We start from the raw sequence: 19,337 nt of genomic DNA, 5'->3' as shown, positions 1-19,337 counted from the left end.
ACTTCCGTTCTACAAACTCCGTTCGACTTGCATGTGTTAGGCACGCCGCCAGCGTTCATCCTGAGCCAGGATCGAACTCTCAGTTTTATATACCAATTATTCTCTGGTTCAGAATTACACTGACTTCTCAGAATAATTCTGCTCCGCAATTGATTTAAAATCAATTGGTGATTGGTGGCTAAACCAATCATAATTTACCTTGTTAGGTTTTGTTCTCTGAATTTCTTTTGTTTCAATTTAATTGAAACGCTGGAATTTTCAGGGTTGCATTACTATTTAATTGTCAAAGTTCTATTTTTATCATATTGTTGAGTTTTTTTGTTGCTCAACACATTTATTATGATAAATCAGTTTACTTAATCTGTCAATAGCTTTTTTTATTTTTTTCAAAAAGCAACTAAACTCCAATAAATTTGCGGCTCAAGGGCTCGTCAAGAACTTATTTTTGTAAAGCGACAGCAAAAAACATTATACGAGCCTTCTAATCGTATGTCAATAAAAAACATTTTTTCAAATGTAATCTTTATTCTTACATAATGCTTAAATCAAATGTCTCATTATCTATTTTCAATTTCAAACTAATTTTAGACACTTTATCTGTTATTTTTTCTGGCACCTTCCAAAGAATAACAACTTTTTTCTCATTTTTTGCCTTTATTGTGCCATAAAATGAACTAAAATCCTCTTCGAGCATTGTCATTTCACAATAACCTATTCCAGTATTATTAAGTGTCCCTTGAACAACTGTCTTCTTTTTATTCATATTCAGCTTTACATCTTTATCTGTCGGATTTTTCAAGGTAAACTTTAATACAAGAAGATTTTTCCCTTTTCCAGCTGTAACTCTTCCCTGTTTCTTATCCTTTGGATAGTTCTTTGCAACTTCGTAACCATCATATGATAACTGTAAGCCTTCGATATGTTTTGAAATCGAAGCTGATACATCTCCAAGATTAGTCGACTTTGAAGCTTTTTCTTCTTTGGATTCTTTTGCTGTTTCATCCTTTGAAGATTCTTTTCCTGATTCTTTTACGCTACTTTCTTCCGAATCTTTTTCTTTAGCTGCTTCTTTTTGTGATGCATCCGCATTGGCAGAGCTATTTGACTTTGCAGCATCATCATTTATTTCTACCTCACCATTGTCTGTTTCTTCAGGCTTCCAGTCTTCATCTGTCATTTTTACTTTTACAAGTTTTTCTGTCCGGTTATAGGAATGTTTCAATAAAAGCGACGAGGCATACGATATTATTGCATCATAATCATCTTCTCCACGTTTTGATGAGATTGATATTTTATCATCTGTTGCACATCCCGTTACTATCATACTTGTTGCAAAAAACAGTGCTAAAATTTTGCACATTTTTCCACTCTGCATGCTAAACCTCCGGAATCAACAAAAAGCTTTTTCGTGTCATTTTGTTTCTAATTCAAACCAAAATTCAACTCCGTTATCATAATTCTTTACACCATACTGCTGATGCATTGAGTCCATAATAGCTTTAACTATCGACAAGCCAACGCCACTTCCGCCATATTCTCTCGTCCTTGCTTTATCCACTTTATAAAATTTTTCCCAAAGTCTCCCAAGGCTTTCTTCCGGAATTGGCTCACCAGTATTAAATACAGATATTCGAACCGTTTTTTCACTCTGAAATAATTTAATGCTGATAATTTTTTCGCCTGAAAGATGATTTATAGCATTGCTATAATAGTTTTGAAGCACTTCTTCTACTTTAAATTCATCTGCCCAAACAAAAATCGGTTCATAGTGTTCCATTTGCACAGTAGCATTTTTCTGTCTAGCAAGTATATCGGCTGATTTCAAATAATTCTGAATCACTTCTACAATATCAAATCGCTCTAATTGTACATTGTCATCTCCAAATTCAAGTTGATTAAGTGTTAGAAGCTGTTTTACCATTGTATTCATTTTTGATGCTTCATCTATTATTACTTCGCAGTAAAACTGCCTGCTTTCCGGATCATCATCATTTATTCCATCCTGCAATCCCTCTGCATACCCTTGAATAAGCGCTATAGGTGTTTTAAGCTCATGCGAAATATTAGACAAAAATTCAGTTCTCATTTGGTCAATTTTTTCTTTTTGCTCGATGTCATGTTTTAATTGAAGATTCGCAGTTTTTAGTTCTCCGATTGCCTTTTCCAATGATTCGGACATTTCATTTATATTCTCTCCCAACAAATCAAGCTCATTTCTTTTTTGACTATGATATTTATCATTGAACTCGAGATTTTTCATTCTCTCGGAAATATTTGTCAGTTCTGTAATTGGTCTAGTTATTTTTCTAGATAAAAAAAACGAAAATACTCCGCCAATAGCCACAATAAACAATCCCACATAACTCATAAATTGATTGGTAATGCGAACGCTTTCTTTTATTCCTTCCAGTGCGCTTCTTATCATAAACACATTTCCGTTATCCAAAAATCCAAATAACATCATGTAGTCTGTGTTTGTTCTTTCGTCCGTATCAATCTGAAGAGTATACAAGTTTGTCTGATCAAGGATTCTAGGATTTTTTTTGCTTTTGTTCGATAAACCTCCAAGCATATTAGACCATAACTGTTTTTGAAGATATAAGTAATCTGGAGAAGACGATTTTACCATTTTTGAGTTTTCATCCACTACAACTACATCTATATTGTATCTTTCACAGACTTTGACTAATCTTATATCAAAATCTTCTGATTTTATATCTCCCGTATTCATAGCAGTATTTATACTATTGTAAGCATCTACAATAGCCAGTTTTTTATTCTTTATATAATATTGTTCAAGCAGGGTATTATTTAGAATAAAAACCCCAGCCACCAGCCCAAAAACAAGAGTACAGAAGATGATCATTATATCTCTTCGGAGAGGTTTTTTAACTTTACAACTTTCTATCATATCTTTTTATCCTATCTTATTCTTCGAATTTATAGCCCATTCCCCAGATTGTCTTTATAAGATTTCCTTTTTCTCCCAGTTTGCCACGTAGTTTCTTTACGTGAGTATCAATTGTTCGAGCATCACCAAAATAATCATAATTCCATACATTATTTAATATTTTTTCTCTCGATAATGCTATTCCTTTATTCTGTATAAAAAAAGCCAACAGTTCAAATTCTTTATAACTTAGCTCTAAAAATTTCCCATCAATAGTAACTGTATGCGCGGTTTCGTTGAGAACAATTCCTCCCGCCTGTATTATTGATTCCTGCATGTCTTTCCCACTTCTTCTAAGAATTGCTTCAACTCTTGCAACTAGAATTTTAGGACTGAATGGTTTGGAGATATATTCATCCACTCCTAATTCAAAACCTTGAAGTTCATCTCTTTCCTCTGTTTTTGCTGTTAGCATTATTATTGGAACCTTACTGTATTCTCTTATTTCTTTACATACCTGCCATCCGTCCATTTTAGGCATCATTACATCTAGAATTATTAGTGCAATATCTTTATTTTCAAAAAATATATCTAACGCCTCTACTCCATCACCAGCTTCAATTACATCAAATCCATTCTTTACCAAAAAATCTCTAACAAGTTTTCTCATTCTACTTTCATCATCTACAACTAATATTTTTAAATTATTCATATTCTACCTTCTTTCAAGTTTTTTCAGATTCTAATTTATAATATACAATATATAGCAAATATGTGTTTTTATCGTGAAAAATGGGCCAGACTGTGTCTGACCCAATAAAATTACTTTGTTCCGATTGATTCAATATTATTACGATATTGCGTCTCTTTGCTGTCTATACCGAGTTCTTTTTCCTTATCTCTGATGATTTTTTCTCTCTCATCAAGCTCACTATCCCACGAAGAGTATTCATTTAATATACTTTCTCGATAGTCAATTGCACTCATTCCATGATTTCGAAATGCTATAAAAAACATTCCCAGTACAACTATTATCAAAAATATATTTAAAAATAACAAAGCTATAAGCCTTAAATCTTTTTTAGGCGGTGCTTTTGGCTGCACTTTCGGCGGTACATAATCATTCTGCAATGCTGCATGGTTTACTGTAAAGGTATTCCTCATTTGTATAGAAGGAAGATTTTGTGGATTTTCTCCCATCTGCACTGCGATAGTACGCAAATAATTCAAATAGCTCCATCCAACAGGAGTTCCAAAAACTTTACTTTCAATCGCTTTAGAATAAATCGCAACTATGTTCTGTCTGCTATCCGACTTAACATGTTCTTTAAGGTATGCAATCTTTTTGATATCCATCTGAGCTTTCTGAGCATCTTCTTTTGTCAAAAAACTAAATCCATCAACATCAAATTTTTCATCTTTTTTCTGCATTACCTGCACTTTATTGTTTGCATTACCTGTTGTTTCTTTTTTAGAAGAATCCGAAACAGTGCCTGATATTTTTTTATTGTTTTCTAAAACGCCAACCTTCCCTGTTTTATCTGACATATCCATCCGCCTCGCTCCACGCAACATAATGAACACTGTTTTTCATAATCTATAGATTTTTGTCACTGCGTTCCAAAAACTACGCAAACTGGCCATTTACAAAGGCTTCGCCTTGGACCAGTTTGCCACTTGACTTTTGTTCTCACGAAACTCGCAGTAAATGCGAGTTTCTGATTATAAGTGACAAGAAGTCATAGGTTATTGTTTTCATCAGGAAAATAATAACCTATCCATAAATATCAACAAACAAAAATCATCTGTAATCTGTCGGGAAACTACCTACAAATACACTCACAGACCTTGCTTTCATAACCCACAAATCCTGCGTAAGTGGCTTTGGTCGATTATAGAAATATTTTCCATTTTCATCAGCTGTATTAATTGCCAACGACCAAAATCCACCAATTGGCATACCTGGAAGTTTAATCGGAACATCTTCCCAATAAACATTTATACACAAATAAACAACGTCATCTACTTTATTTTTGGAACTCCCAGCAAATCTTACGCCTATCATTTTAGAGTCTTTAGTGATATTCTCATTATTTGGATTTTCGGCATGACAACTAATATATGGTAGTCCACACTTGGCCGGTGCCAAATCCTTTCTAATTGCAGGATGTCTTTTTCTGAACTGTATTACGTTTCGATAAAAATTATAAAAATCTTTATTTTTGTTGATATTGTCCCAATTCAACCATGATATTTCATTATCCTGACAATATGCATTATTATTTCCAAATTGAGTATTGCCAAATTCATCTCCTGCCAGAATCATAGGAGTTCCACGAGAGCACATAAGCACTGTTATAGCATTACGCATCATTCGATAACGAAGAGCTATAATATTAGGATCGTCTGTCTCTCCTTCTGCACCACAGTTCCAACTTCTATTATCATCCGTTCCATCAGTATTATTCCAGCCATTAGCTTCGTTATGTTTTCCATTATATGAATATAAATCATACATTGTAAAACCATCATGACAGGTCAAAAAATTAATGGATGAATTATAGCCTACATAATCGCCATTATATAAATCCATAGACCCCGTTATACGTTTTATCGCTTCAGGAGCAGACCAATACTCTCCTTTTAAGTATGATCTGATATCATCTCTATACTTTCCATTCCATTCGGCCCATCTTTTTGAAGCAGGAAAACTTCCTACCTGATACATTCCGCCTGCATCCCATGCTTCTGCGATAAGCTTTGCCTTACCAAGAATCGGATCATATGCCAATCTTTGAATAAGAGGCGGATGTTCCATTGGTGCGCCATCTTCATTTCTTCCCAAAATACTTGCAAGATCAAATCTAAATCCATCAATTCTATAGTTTTCAACCCAATATCTTAAGCAGCCTACTATCATTTCCTGAACCATTGGATTATTACAGTTCATAGTATTACCACATCCACTGAAATTGTAATACTTTCCATCAGCTGTCAACATATAATAAACATTATTATCAAAACCTTTAAAAGATATATATGGTCCGTATTCATTACCTTCTGCAGTATGATTGAAAACCACATCAAGGATTACTTCTATTCCATTTTCTTTAAATTCTTTTATTAGTTTTTTTAGTTCAAGACCTTCATAGTTGTATTCACCTTTTGATGCATAACTTGTATTAGGAGCAAAAAAACCTACTGTATTATACCCCCAATAATCAAGCAAGGTCCTTCCATTAACTTCTCTTTTATCTCTTGTTTCATCAAATTCAAAAATAGGCATAAGTTCAACTGCTGTTATACCTAAATGTTTTAAATATGGAATTTTCTCTTTAATTCCATCAAAAGTACCAGGATTTTCAACATTAGAACTTGAATCCTTTGTAAATCCCCTCACATGAAGTTCATAGATTATAGAATCATCCATTCGATAATTCAACTGCTGAGTAGCATTCCACTCGAAATTATCACGCACAACTCTAGCTCTATAAGTACCATTTTGGCTAGTACTTTGTCCCCAGATTCGTTGTCCGCTAACAGCTTTAGCATATGGATCAAGAAGTAGGTGATTTTTATCAAATAATAATCCCGCTGATGGATCCCATGGACCATCAACCGAATAACAATATTCTAGATTTTCAATATTGACACCAAAAACAATCATCGAATAAACATATCCTATTCGATAACTATCTGGAAAAGGAATCTGAGCAAAAGGAGCTGATTCTCCTCTATGATACAAGAGCAACGTAATACTAGTTGCACCTTTCGATGTAACTGTAAAATTTACTCCATCGGTTATCGCCGTTGCACCGCTAAGTTCACAGTAACCTGGCCGAACACGATACCCCGATATTTCATCAAGAGCTAGAAGTTGCCTATTGATATCGTTTTTACGCAATTCTGCGCCACGATGCTCTCTTAAGGTTTTCTTCTCAATTCTGCGCCTTCTGAAATCACTCATAAGAAACAGCCTTCCTTATAATCTATAATATGATTAGAGCTATAAAAATATTTATATGAACTGCTATATTAATTTTAACACATATAACAGTAATTATCGAATCTTATTACTACAAAAGGCGAACGAAATAAATCGTTCGCCTTTATTTTTACGCTTGTATAAAGCGATAATTCTTAAATTCCATGTAAAAACAAAAACGAAACTATTTTCTTTATGAATCTACATTGAACTTTTATTACGCAGGATATGCGCCATTTTTGGTGTCAGCTTTTGTCAAATCAACACCATTTTCTTGCGCCTTACGATACTTGAAGAAATCTGTTGCAACCTGTGGGAACAATGCATAAGAAAGTACATCTTCATCACATGTAGCCCACTGCTTGCATTCTTCTCGGAATTTATCCATCTGAGGCTCAATCAAGTCAGCTGGACGACAGGTAATTCTTTCTTCATTACCAATACACTTCTTAACAACTTCAGGATCCATTTCCTTAATTGTCTGTCCATATTTACCGAGTACTAAATCTTTTGTCTGCTGAGGAACAATCTTGTAACGCTCACCCATAAGTACATTCATAACAGCCTGTGTTCCGACAATCTGTGATGAAGGTGTAACAAGTGGTGGCTCACCAAGATCTTTTCTAACTCTTGGTACTTCTTCAAGAACCTGCTCGAGTTTATCAAGCTTGCCCTGATCTGAAAGCTGCTTTGTAAGGTTCGAAAGCATACCGCCAGGTACCTGATACATAAGAGTCTTGATATTAACACCAAGAACTTTGGTGCTCATAAGACCACTTTCAAGGCACTCTTCACGATAAGGACGGAAATGATCAGCAATTTTAGCCAAGAGCTTCTGGTCAAGGCCTGTATCGAACTCTGTTCCCTTAAGGGCTTCAACCATAACTTCTGTAGCTGGCTGAGAAGTTCCAAGTGCGAATGGGCTAATTGCACAGTCAATAATATCTACACCAGCTTCAATTGCCTTCAAGTATGTCATGCTGGCAACACCAGAAGTGTAGTGTGTATGAAGTTCTACAGGAATCTTTGTACCTTTTTTAAGTGCTCTGATAAGCTTATCAGCTTCTACTGGCAAGAGAAGACCTGCCATATCTTTAATACAAAGTGAATCTGCACCCATTTCTTCAATCTGACGTGCAATATTCATCCAGTACTCATCATTGTATGCTTCACCAATTGTGTATGACAAAGCAATCTGAGCCTGTCCACCAAACTTCTTACAAGCCTTTACAGATGTTTCAAGGTTTCTAAGGTCATTAAGACAGTCAAAGATACGAATAATATCAATACCATTTTCGATTGACTTGCCTACAAAAGCCTCAACTGTATCATCTGCATAGTGGCTGTAACCAAGAAGGTTCTGACCACGAAGAAGCATCTGAAGTGGGGTATTCTTAAAACCAGCTTTTAATTTACGAAGTCTCTCCCATGGATCTTCCTTAAGGAAACGCAGACATGAATCAAATGTAGCACCACCCCAGCATTCAACTGCAGCGTAGCCAACTTTATCCATTGTATCTACGATAGGAAGCATCTGTTCAATTGGCATTCTGGTTGCGATCAGGGACTGATGTGCATCACGCAGAACCGTCTCCATAATCTTTACCGGTTTTTTCTCTATATCAGCCATATTATCCTCCTAATTGATTTCAAAAATCATAAATGTATTTCGAAATATGCGATTAAACTATCGATTTGTCTCCAGATTAATCGCACTGTTAAACATCTAACTACTAATTTATGCTCCAATTCCAAAAATTGCCATAAATGTACCAGCAACTACTGCTGTACCGATAACACCGGCAACGTTGGGTCCCATTGCGTGCATGAGAAGGAAGTTAGATGGGTCATACTCGGCACCCACTTTCTGTGATACACGTGCTGCCATAGGAACTGCGGATACTCCTGCAGAGCCTATAAGTGGATTAATCTTTCCATGTGTTACTGCACACATAATCTTTCCAAGAAGTACACCTGCTGCTGTTCCTACTGCAAATGCAATAAGACCAAGGACAACAATCTTAAGTGTTGTAACATTAAGGAAGTTTGAACCTGTAGTTGTAGCACCTACGCTTGTTCCAAGAAGGATAACTACAATATACATAAGTGCATTTGAAGCTGTCTCCTGAAGCTGATGAACAACTCCACATTCACGGAAAAGATTACCAAGCATGAGCATACCAATAAGAGGAGCTGTTGTAGGAAGAATCATACATACAACAACAGTAACTACTATTGGGAAAAGAATCTTTTCTACCTTGGAAACAGGTCTAAGCTGTGTCATACGAATTGTACGCTCATGCTCTGTTGTAAGTGCTCTCATGATTGGAGGCTGAATAATCGGTACAAGTGACATGTAGGAATAAGCAGCAACTGCAATCGGTCCAAGAAGTGTTGTACATCCAAGCTTTGTAGCAAGGAAGATAGATGTAGGACCATCAGCACCACCGATAATGGAAATAGAAGCAGCTTCTTCGCCGTTAAATCCCATAGCGATTGCCATGAAATATGCAGCAAATATACCAAACTGTGCTGCAGCACCCATCAAAAAGCTTTTAGGGTTAGCAATAAGTGGTCCAAAGTCCGTCATCGCGCCTACACCCATGAAAATAATAGATGGCAAAATTGACCATTCATCCAACTTATAGAAATATTGGAACAATCCACCACCACTGCCATCCGCAGCTGTCTTTGCCATAATATCCGGATAGATATTAGCAAGAAGCATACCAAATGCGATTGGAACCAAAAGAAGCGGTTCGAAATCGTGCGCGATGGCAAGATATAAAAATACGAATGCCACCAGAATCATTACATAGTTACGCCAGTCAATCTGGTCATTCATGAACATGGTCTGATTCCAGAGATTCGTTAAAGTTTCAACAATTTTATCCATTGTTTAACCTCCACAGAATCAGTTTTTATTAGTTAAGAGTAGCAAGAACTGCACCAGCTTCTACGGAGTCACCTACTGCACAATCGATACTTGCAACTGTACCATCCTGAGGAGCAACCATAGGAATTTCCATCTTCATAGATTCAACAGTAACAACTGTGTCACCCTTTTTAACGTTTGCACCTACTGCAGCGTCAACTCTAACAACCTTACCAGCTGCACCAGCTTCAACCTTAATTGAACCAGCACCTGCACTCTTCTTAGCGGCAGCCTTTGGTGCCTTTGGAGCAACTGCCTTTGGAGCTGCGCTAGATACAGCAGATCCTTCTCCTTCTTCAACAGTTACGTCATAAACGTTACCATTAACTGTAATTGTATAATTTTTCATGATTGATATCCTCCATCACTCACTTGATTTTATCGTCTAATGTTTCTTCTCTTACGTATGGAACGAACCTGGAAGCCTTCAACTGGCGCAGTTTTTTCATACGCAGCTATAGCAGCTGCAATAACTGCTACAAGCTCTGCATCATCTGAAAGATCCTCTTCTTCCTCTTCTACAACCGGTGCAGGTGTAACTTCCTTAGCCACACTCGCAGGTTTAACTTCCTTCTTTCTATTAGCACCTGTCAAAATAGGAAAAAGAGAAATAATCAGGCTGATCAAAATCAAAACTGTGAATGCCATACCCATTCCGAGAAGTGTATTAACACCAGCCTCTTCGAGCATGACTACACCACCTTCAGCTACCGTATTGGAAGCTCCAAGAAGAAATGATATTTGTGAACCAGCGATTAATCCTATCATCTCATTTCCTCCTTAAATTGTGCCATGCTTCTTTGCAGGATGTTCTTCCTTTTTAGTAAAAAGCATTTCAAACGCACCGATAACATACTTTCTTGTATCAGCAGGCTCAATGATTTCGTCTACATAACCTCTTCTTGCAGCACTAGTTGCGCTATTCTGAAGTTTTGCATACTCATCAGTAATTTTGGCAACTTCATCAGAAGCTTTGCCATCGCCAAGAATCTTTGCAGCCATATCAGCCTCGAGTGTTCCGATTTCAGAATCGGGCCAGCAAATATTGATGTCAGCCTTAGAATTCATAACAACATATGCACTACCAAATGCCTTAGATGTAATGACATTTACCTTTGGCACTGTAGCCTCTGCAAATGCAGCTACTAAAGATGCTGCTTTCTTTGCAATTCTACGCTCTGAACATGTTGTTGCTTCAAAGCCTTTTACATTTGTAAATGTAACAATTGGAATATTAAAAGCATCACAGAATTTAACAAAATCTGCAGCTTTCTCACATCCATCAGCAGTTAAAACAGCATCAAATTTTGCTACTTCTTTTCCACTTTCATCAAATACAGCTGTTCTGTTAGCAATAGCACCTACAGTAACTCCATTAAGACGAATAAATCCTGTTACCATCTCACGAGCAAAGTTTCTCTTTGTCTCAAAGAATGTACCATTATCAGAAAGTATAACAAGTGAAAGTGCAGGGTCAGCAACTGCACCATCAAAGTTCTCAAGTGTTCTATTAAGTTCATCAGAACAATCATCAAAAACATCTGTATCTTCATTATTAGAAGGCAGCATGCTTACAAGATTGCGAATTTCAGCATAGATAGTTGCCTCATCAGCAACTACATCTACAACTCCTGTTTTCGAGCTCTGGAAAGCTGCTGCAGATGTATCACACTTTTCTTCATAATTTCCCTTAAGAGCATTAGGAGAATTTACGAACATCTTAGCCTTAGAAGATTCCATAAATGTAAAATCAGAGAGTGCTGGAACAAGCGCAAGTCCACCTCCACAGTTACCAAACACTGCTGTGATCTGAGGAACAACACCTGAAGCTGCTATTTCCTGAGCATAAATATTGCCAAATGCATTAAGTGCATCAGTTGCCTCCTGCAGACGCATTCCTGTAGAATCGATAAGACCAATTACTGGTGCTCCCATTTTTACTGCTAAATCATAAAGACGTGCAATCTTCTTTGCATGCATTTCACCTACAGAACCACCCAAAACAGATGCATCCTGGCTATATACATACACAAGATTTCCGTCTATAACACCATAGCCTGTGACAACGCCATCGGAAGGTGTCTCGGTCTGTTTCAATCCGAAATCTGTGTTTCTTGCAGTAACCATAGCACCGATTTCCACGAAACTGTTCTCATCGAGTAAAGCATTTATTCTTTGACTCGCTTGTGAAGTACTACTCATTTCCTTACCTCCATAAAATATATGTTGACATTAAGACATGAATTCCAAAATCATGTCGCAACTTTTCACATTCTATATTGTATCATAAATAATTAGAAGTACACACATAATTATCGGTATTTTTTGGTTTATACTTTATAATTTTGGGACGACCGCGATAGCTTCAGCTTTTTATTTATCTTTTTTGATAATAAACAAAGTATTTTTAGACGTTTATAAAAGTATATGTTTATTTTGTGCTTTTCTCTGAAAATTTTTCATAAAAAAGCTGTCATAAAAGAAACTCCTATTTCTTTTATGACAGCTTTTTATTATATGTTATCATTAATAACAACAAAACGAAAAACAATCTGTTTTTACTTATCAGTATGTTGTCCGGCATCAAATACCTGAAAGTTCTATCTTTATTTGTTATATATCCAACTTTACATCTACTTCATGCTCTGCTTCCTGTTTGAATTCTTCTACCTTCACAGCATCAAGAGATGGCAAATCTTCGATTGATCTTACCCCAAAACATCTTAAAAATTCTTCTGTTGTTCCAAAAAGAATCGGTCTTCCCGGCGCATCCATTCTGCCAAGTTCTTGAACAAGGCCAAATTCAACAAGTCTATTGACTGCATGATCAGAATTAACACTTCTTATTCTTTCAACTTCTAGCTTGGTCACAGGTTGTTTGTATGCAATAATAGAAAGTGTTTCAAGTAAAGAATCAGTTAGATTGTACTTTTTCGGAGTACTGGCAATTTTAATCAAATAAGGATACTGCGCTTTTTTGGTGCAAAGCTGTACTGCACTTTCAAGTCTTATCAATTCTATCCCGCTATCATTTTTCTTATACTTATCCTCAAGATATGCGATTTGTTCTTCAACTTCTTCTTTTGTTTCTTCCAGGGCATTAGATAATTTAGCAATCTCCACTGAATTGCCCATGGTAAAGAGAATAGCTTCTATTGCAGCTGCTCCTTCTTTTTTATTCATGCTTAATCACCTCTTTAGCTTCTCCAATATCATCTCTCATTTTAGCCCGCACTTCTTTTTCTTCATCCTCATCGAATTCTTCACCATATTTATTCGAAGTAATTATTATATCTGCAAAAGTACCATCCTGTTCAATCGAGATTTCTCCTAGCTTCATTTCTTCAAGTATAACTAAAAATGCCACTATAACTTCAGTCTTTGTAGGTTGAGATTCTAGAAGTTTTCTAAAACTAAAGCTCTTGTGATTTCTAACATACGCGCGAATAAATAGCGTTTTTTCATCAATATCAACTTCTTCTTTTTCTATTCTTCCAAAACTGCTTCTAACTTTATCTATTCTATTTTCTTGTCTTTTTAATAAATCATTAAAGATTTTATTTAGTGTTGACAGAGTATTGTCACCAATAAGCTGTTCCATATCTACAGGTGCTTCATAAGCTTCCACTTCATCAGGAATACTCTTTATTCTAAAGAAAACAGAATCCGAACCATCAAACATATCACGAAGTTCAAATGACATGTATTTATACATTTTATATTCCAATAGTTTTTCAACAAGCTCAGCTCTAGGATCTTCCTCTTCTCCTTCTTCATTTTTTTCTTTCGGAAGGAGCATTTTGCATTTAATATCCATCAATTCTGCAGCCATCACCAAAAACTGTGATGCAACATCCATATCATCTTTCTGCATTTGCTCAAGGTATTCCATGTACTGCTGAGTTATAGTAGAAATCGGTATATCATAAATATCAACCTTATTCTTATCAATCAAATGTAATAACAAATCCAAAGGACCTTCAAAAGCCTGCAATTTCACTTCTATTGCCATCTAATCAAATCTCCTTAGGTTCTAAATCTGTAATTACCAATTCTCCGGGGTTAAATATTCTCACATTTATTGTATGTGTTCCAAGTCCTCTCGAAAGAATCATTGATTTTTCTTCAATACTAAACTTTCCACCATCATATTTAGGAAAAAGAATAAGTGCAGGCGACAATACACCACCAAGAAAAGGAAGTCTCATTATTCCTCCATGAACGTGACCTGACATCGTCAAATCAGCTCCCCACTTTGAATACTCCTCAAAATACATCGGGTTATGTGCAATCAGAATATTAAACAATTCTGTATCCGAACTTCCAATCATTCTTTCCATATATTCATCTTCCATGGGATGTTTAAAAAAATGCCCAAAGAAGTAATGTGCAATCTCAATACCAAAGATTCTAATTCCAAACTCTTCCAAAAATGTCGACTCATTTTCAAGAAGACAAATCCCCATAGAACGTATTTCATCCGAAAATTTTTTATAAAAATCTCCGTAATCTCCTATCATCTTCTTAGTTCTATACTCGTGATTACCTATTGCCATATATACTGGATACTTTTGGGCAAGATTCTCAAAAAACACTCTTTCATTTTCCCATGTTTTAACAGGATTTCCAGCACTAATAACATCGCCTGATGAAATAATAATATCCGGCTTTAATCTATCAATTTCATCCATCAGCCTGGAATTATCTTTTCCATAAATAACACCATGCATATCTGAAAGGTGGCATATCCGAATTTTCTTTTTTAATTTAGCTGATTTTATTTGATATTTTCTCACAACAAAATGATGAGTATCATAAAAACTAATTGAAAGTATTAAAACCAAAAGGAGCAATATTATGCAGATAATTACTAACAGATTCATTGTGTTTGTTCCTTTTCTCTAAAGAAAAAGCCCTTGATTTTATATCAAAAAACCAAGGGCTAAGACTTATTTTTAGTTATATTTGCGCTTTCTAGCTGCTTCGGACTTCTTCTTACGCTTTACGCTCGGCTTCTCGTAATGCTCTCTCTTACGAATCTCCTGCTGGATACCAGCCTTAGCACAACTTCTCTTAAAGCGACGAAGTGCAGAGTCCAATGTTTCGTTTTCTTTTACGATTACTGTAGACATATTCTCTCTTACCTCCCTTCAGTCCCTTCGAGTACCTGACTGACCGGGTTATTTGCTATTCCAGATATGATTCATGCATCCGAATAACAAGACAATTATAACCGTTATTTTCTAATTCGTCAAGTATCATAAGAGTTATTTTTAAAAATTTATTTAATCTGATCAGAAAGAACTTCTTCTGCTTTATTAAGTGCTTCTGTAATTCCTGAAGCATTCTTTCCACCAGCTTGAGCCATGTTAGGACGTCCACCGCCGCCACCGCCAACGATTGGAGCTATTGCTTTAACGAGATTTCCTGCATGTGCACCCTTCTTAACCGCTCCATCGGATGCCATAGTCATAATGCTAACTTTACCATCCGTATCGCTCATAAGAACAACTACGCAGTCACCAAGTTTTTCTTTAATAGAATCACCAAGATCACGCAATTCATTCATATCAACGTTTGAAACAGATGAAGCAACAAGTTTTACTCCATTTATATCTTTGGCTTTACTTGTTACATCTCCAAGTGCATCCTTAGCTGCACTGCTCTTAAGAGACTCATTCTCGCTCTTAACAGCCTTAAGTTCATCCTGAAGCTTTTTAATATGATCAATAAGTCCATCTGTATTAGTCTTAAGAAGAGATGCTGCTTCTCTTGCCTCTTCCTCAATCTTTTTGTAGTAATCAAGAACATTGTCACCTGTAAGTGCCTCAATTCTTCTGACTCCTGCAGCTACACCAGACTCAGATAGAATCTTGAAATATCCAATCTGACGTGTATTAGAAACATGAGTACCACCACAAAGTTCTACTGAGAAATCACCCATTTTTACAACTCTAACGCTGTCTCCATACTTTTCTCCGAATAATGCCATGGCACCGCTCTTCTTAGCATCCTCAAGAGACATAACATCAGTAACTACATCGAGTTCCTCTGCAATCTTCTCATTAACAAGATTTTCAACTCTCTTAATTTCATCAGGTGTCATAGCCTGGAAGTGAGAGAAATCAAATCTTGTTCGACCTGTATCCTGATATGATCCAGACTGTTCTACATGTGTACCAAGCACTTCACGAAGAGCTTTCTGAAGTAAATGAGTAGCACTATGATTTCTACAGGTTGCTAGACGGCCTTTTTTGCAAACTTTAAGTGTTACCTTATCACCAGTCTTGAACATTCCCTTAACAACATGACCAATCATGGCAATCTTTGAACCAGCAACATGTTCTGTTGAATCAACTTTGAATACTGCTATAGCAGCATCCTCATGGCTGTCGCAACCAAAAGCATCATGTTCATTCTTTTCAACATCTGCAGGATACAAGAAAATCTTACCACGATCTCCTACCTGACCACCCATTGTACCATAGAATGGAGTTTCATCAGTGATAATAGCTCCTGTCATTCCATCTGTAAGTGCGTCACTTACAGCATTTTCACTATCTTCATCTGCACTATGAAGTTCTACCATTGCAACAATGGTTCCATCTGCTACAAGTTTGTCATATCCTACAAAGGTTGAATTTACAGAGGCATCTATATCTTCATAAACTGTAGCATCTGCACCCATGTAATTTGAAACTTTACGCGCTTTTCTTGCTGTCTCACGCTGAGTTTTCATTGCTTTATCAAAGCCTTCTGTATCTACATCAAAACCATTCTCTGCTAGAATCTCCTGTGTAGAATCAAGAGGAAAACCATATGTATCGTAAAGCTTGAAAGCATCATCGCCAGACAATACCTTCTGTCCATTTTTCTTTAATTCTTCCTGCATGGAATCAAGAATTTCAAGTCCCTGTTCAAATGTCTTTTCAAACTTATCCTCTTCCTGACGAATAACATTAAGAATAAAATCTTTCTTTTCCTCAAGCTCCGGATATCCATCTTTAGAACCTGCGATAACATTCTCTGCAAGCTTTGGAAGGAATGATCCTTTGATTCCGAGCTTTCTTCCATGACGAACTGCACGACGGATAATTCTTCTAAGAACGTATCCTCTTCCTTCATTGCTTGGCATTATACCATCAGAAATCATGAATGTAGCACTTCTTATATGGTCAGTAACTACTCTGACAGATACATCACTTTCCTGAGTATTTCCCTGCTCATAGCCTATTCCACCTGCCATTGCACATACTTCGTCTCTTGTAGATTTAATAGTGTCTACGTCAAAAATAGAACCAACATCCTGAACAGCTACAGCAAGACGCTCAAGTCCCATTCCGGTATCAATATTCTTTTGTACAAGGTCTGTATAATTACCATGCCCATCATTGTTAAACTGTGAGAAAACTACATTCCAAACCTCCATGAAACGGTCGCCTTCACCACCAAGAACATCTTCAGGACCTGTACCATACTTCTCACCACGATCATAATAAATCTCTGTACAAGGTCCACAAGGACCTGAACCATGCTCCCAGAAGTTATCTTCTTTACCAAGCTTGATAATACGCTCAGCAGGAATATGCATTTTCTCAGTCCAGATTTTGAATGCCTCATCATCATCTACATAAACAGAAGGATAAAGTCTATCAGCGTCAAGACCTACAACTTCTGTTAAAAATTCCCATGCCCACGGAATAGCTTCTTCTTTGAAATAATCTCCAAAAGAAAAATTACCAAGCATTTCAAAGAATGTACCATGACGAGCAGTCTTACCTACGTTTTCAAGATCGCCTGTACGTACGCATTTCTGACATGTTGTTACTCTTCTTCTTGGTGGAATCTCCTGTCCTGTAAAATAAGGCTTAAGAGGTGCCATTCCAGAATTTATAATTAAAAGAGAGTTATCATTATGTGGAACAAGCGAAAAGCTTTTCATTCTAAGATGCTGCTTGCTCTCAAAAAAGCTCAGATACATGTCTCTGAGTTCATTAACTCCATACTTCTTCATCTATGTATCTCCTTAAATCATTTTGATCTTTTATATAATAGTTAAAACTTATTGAATTCAATTTGGTGTTACGCAAATTGAATTCGACAAAGTTAAAAACTAAGCTTTTCTTCAAAAAATGCATGAAGCTCGGAAATAGGCCATCTAACGTTACCTGGCTGATATTCAATCTGGTTCATTGTATCTCTTTCACGAATTGTTACGCAATGATCTTCTTCTGAATCAAAGTCATAAGCAATACAATAAGGAGTACCGATTTCATCCTGTCTACGATATCTCTTACCAATAGAACCACGATCATCGTACTCACATACCCAATCCTTAGAAAGATCCTGGAAAATTTTCTCTGCATTCTCACCAAGTTTTTTGCTGATTGGAAGAACTGCTACTTTTACAGGAGCAAGGAATGGATGGAAATGCATTACTGTACGTACATCTCCTTCTTTAACCTCTTCTTCATCATAAGCTGCGCAGAGGAACGCCAACGCTACACGATCTGCACCAAGTGATGGCTCAATAACATATGGAAGATATCTCTCACCTTTTGCTTCATCAAAGTATGTAAGATCCTGTCCAGATACATTCTGGTGCTGTCCAAGATCATAATCTGTTCTATCAGCGATTCCCCAAAGTTCGCCCCATCCAAATGGGAATAAGAATTCAATATCAGTTGTTCCCTTTGAGTAGAATGCAAGCTCAGCTTTATCATGCTCGCGAAGACGCATCTCATCTTTCTTCATACCAAGAGAAAGAAGGAAATCTTCACAGTACTTCTTCCAATACTCATACCACTCAAGGTCTGTACCCGGCTCACAGAAAAATTCAAGTTCCATCTGTTCGAATTCTCTTGTGCGGAATGTGAAATTACCTGGTGTAATCTCGTTTCTAAAACTCTTTCCTACCTGACCAATACCAAAAGGAAGTTTCTTACGGGTTGTTCTCTGAACATTTTTAAAGTTTACGAAAATTCCCTGTGCTGTTTCAGGACGAAGATAAACTGTATTTTTTGCATCTTCTGTAACACCCTGGAATGTCTTAAACATAAGATTGAACTGACGAATATCAGTAAAGTTATGCTTTCCACATGAAGGACAAGGAATATTATGCTCATTAATAAAATCCATCATCTGCTGATTTGTCCATCCATCTACAGATGACTCAAGTGTTATATTGTTCTCAGCAGCAAAATCCTCAATAATCTTATCTGCACGGAAACGTTCATGACATTCCTTACAATCCATAAGAGGATCAGAAAAGCTAGACAAATGTCCAGACGCAATCCATGTCTGTGGATTCATAAGAATAGCGCAGTCAACGCCCACGTTGTATTTACTCTCCTGAATAAACTTCTTCCACCAAGCCTTCTTGACATTATTCTTAAATTCAACACCAAGCGGACCGTAATCCCATGTATTAGCAAGACCTCCGTAGATTTCAGAACCAGGATAGATAAAACCTCTGCCCTTTGCTAAAGCAATTACTTTGTCCATTGTCTTTTCTTCTGCTCTCATTT

At 36.6% G+C, this 19,337-nt stretch carries 16 protein-coding genes and 1 rRNA gene; all 17 read right to left on the bottom strand.

Annotation, left to right across the window (positions count from 1 at the left end; translation table 11 throughout):
• Positions 1 to 87: ribosomal RNA gene (locus G634_RS19870) — 16S ribosomal RNA — on the bottom strand; the annotation flags it as partial.
• Between the two features lie 442 nt (positions 88 to 529).
• Entirely contained in the window at positions 530 to 1,375 is an 846-nt protein-coding gene (locus G634_RS0117110) for a hypothetical protein (protein ID WP_026506293.1), read from the bottom strand.
• Between the two features lie 36 nt (positions 1,376 to 1,411).
• A complete protein-coding gene (locus tag G634_RS0117105) occupies positions 1,412 to 2,866 on the bottom strand; it encodes a sensor histidine kinase (RefSeq protein WP_242826840.1) in 1,455 nt (484 codons plus the stop codon).
• A gap of 61 nt (positions 2,867 to 2,927) precedes the next feature.
• Positions 2,928 to 3,602, bottom strand: coding sequence for a response regulator transcription factor (locus G634_RS0117100; RefSeq protein WP_026506291.1), 675 nt, complete (start codon positions 3,600 to 3,602; stop codon positions 2,928 to 2,930).
• Between the two features lie 110 nt (positions 3,603 to 3,712).
• The gene (locus G634_RS0117095; protein ID WP_155830626.1) at positions 3,713 to 4,438 is read right to left on the bottom strand and encodes a hypothetical protein; all 726 of its coding nucleotides are present in this window, start codon (positions 4,436 to 4,438) and stop codon (positions 3,713 to 3,715) included.
• Between the two features lie 253 nt (positions 4,439 to 4,691).
• Complete coding sequence (locus tag G634_RS0117090; protein ID WP_026506289.1) at positions 4,692 to 6,857, bottom strand: glycogen debranching protein; 2,166 nt, start codon at positions 6,855 to 6,857, stop codon at positions 4,692 to 4,694.
• Positions 6,858 to 7,092: 235 nt separating this feature from the next.
• Positions 7,093 to 8,505, bottom strand: coding sequence for an oxaloacetate decarboxylase subunit alpha (locus G634_RS0117085; RefSeq protein WP_026506288.1), 1,413 nt, complete (start codon positions 8,503 to 8,505; stop codon positions 7,093 to 7,095).
• A 108-nt stretch (positions 8,506 to 8,613) separates the two neighbouring features.
• Complete coding sequence (locus tag G634_RS0117080; protein ID WP_026506287.1) at positions 8,614 to 9,771, bottom strand: sodium ion-translocating decarboxylase subunit beta; 1,158 nt, start codon at positions 9,769 to 9,771, stop codon at positions 8,614 to 8,616.
• 28 nt (positions 9,772 to 9,799) lie between these two features.
• Positions 9,800 to 10,159, bottom strand: coding sequence for a biotin/lipoyl-containing protein (locus G634_RS0117075; RefSeq protein ID WP_026506286.1), 360 nt, complete (start codon positions 10,157 to 10,159; stop codon positions 9,800 to 9,802).
• 29 nt (positions 10,160 to 10,188) lie between these two features.
• A complete protein-coding gene (locus G634_RS19865) occupies positions 10,189 to 10,578 on the bottom strand; it encodes an OadG family transporter subunit (RefSeq protein ID WP_051234243.1) in 390 nt (129 codons plus the stop codon).
• Between the two features lie 12 nt (positions 10,579 to 10,590).
• Positions 10,591 to 12,012: an acyl-CoA carboxylase subunit beta gene (locus tag G634_RS0117065; RefSeq protein WP_026506285.1), complete on the bottom strand. Its 1,422-nt coding sequence runs from the start codon at positions 12,010 to 12,012 to the stop codon at positions 10,591 to 10,593.
• Between the two features lie 411 nt (positions 12,013 to 12,423).
• On the bottom strand, positions 12,424 to 12,993 hold the full coding sequence (scpB, locus tag G634_RS0117060; RefSeq protein WP_026506284.1) for an SMC-Scp complex subunit ScpB: 570 nt from the start codon (positions 12,991 to 12,993) through the stop codon (positions 12,424 to 12,426).
• Positions 12,986 to 13,822, bottom strand: a complete 837-nt coding sequence (locus tag G634_RS19860) for a segregation and condensation protein A (protein WP_081676705.1) — start codon at positions 13,820 to 13,822, stop codon at positions 12,986 to 12,988. Before G634_RS19860 ends, scpB begins: the two co-directional genes overlap by 8 nt.
• A 4-nt stretch (positions 13,823 to 13,826) precedes the next feature.
• Positions 13,827 to 14,693, bottom strand: a complete 867-nt coding sequence (locus tag G634_RS0117050; protein WP_026506283.1) for a metallophosphoesterase — start codon at positions 14,691 to 14,693, stop codon at positions 13,827 to 13,829.
• A gap of 72 nt (positions 14,694 to 14,765) precedes the next feature.
• Complete coding sequence (rpsU, locus tag G634_RS0117045; RefSeq protein WP_022755619.1) at positions 14,766 to 14,942, bottom strand: 30S ribosomal protein S21; 177 nt, start codon at positions 14,940 to 14,942, stop codon at positions 14,766 to 14,768.
• A 149-nt stretch (positions 14,943 to 15,091) separates the two neighbouring features.
• On the bottom strand, positions 15,092 to 17,824 hold the full coding sequence (gene alaS / locus G634_RS0117040; RefSeq protein ID WP_026506282.1) for an alanine--tRNA ligase: 2,733 nt from the start codon (positions 17,822 to 17,824) through the stop codon (positions 15,092 to 15,094).
• Between the two features lie 92 nt (positions 17,825 to 17,916).
• Entirely contained in the window at positions 17,917 to 19,335 is a 1,419-nt protein-coding gene (locus tag G634_RS0117035) for a glycine--tRNA ligase (RefSeq protein ID WP_026506281.1), read from the bottom strand.
• Positions 19,336 to 19,337 lie beyond the last annotated feature (2 nt).

Origin of the sequence: Butyrivibrio sp. NC3005, assembly GCF_000424545.1 — a bacterium.
In the GTDB taxonomy this organism is placed as follows: domain Bacteria; phylum Bacillota; class Clostridia; order Lachnospirales; family Lachnospiraceae; genus Butyrivibrio.
The sequence above is the reverse complement of the archived record's forward strand: the minus strand, read 5'-3'. Positions and strand labels throughout refer to the sequence as shown.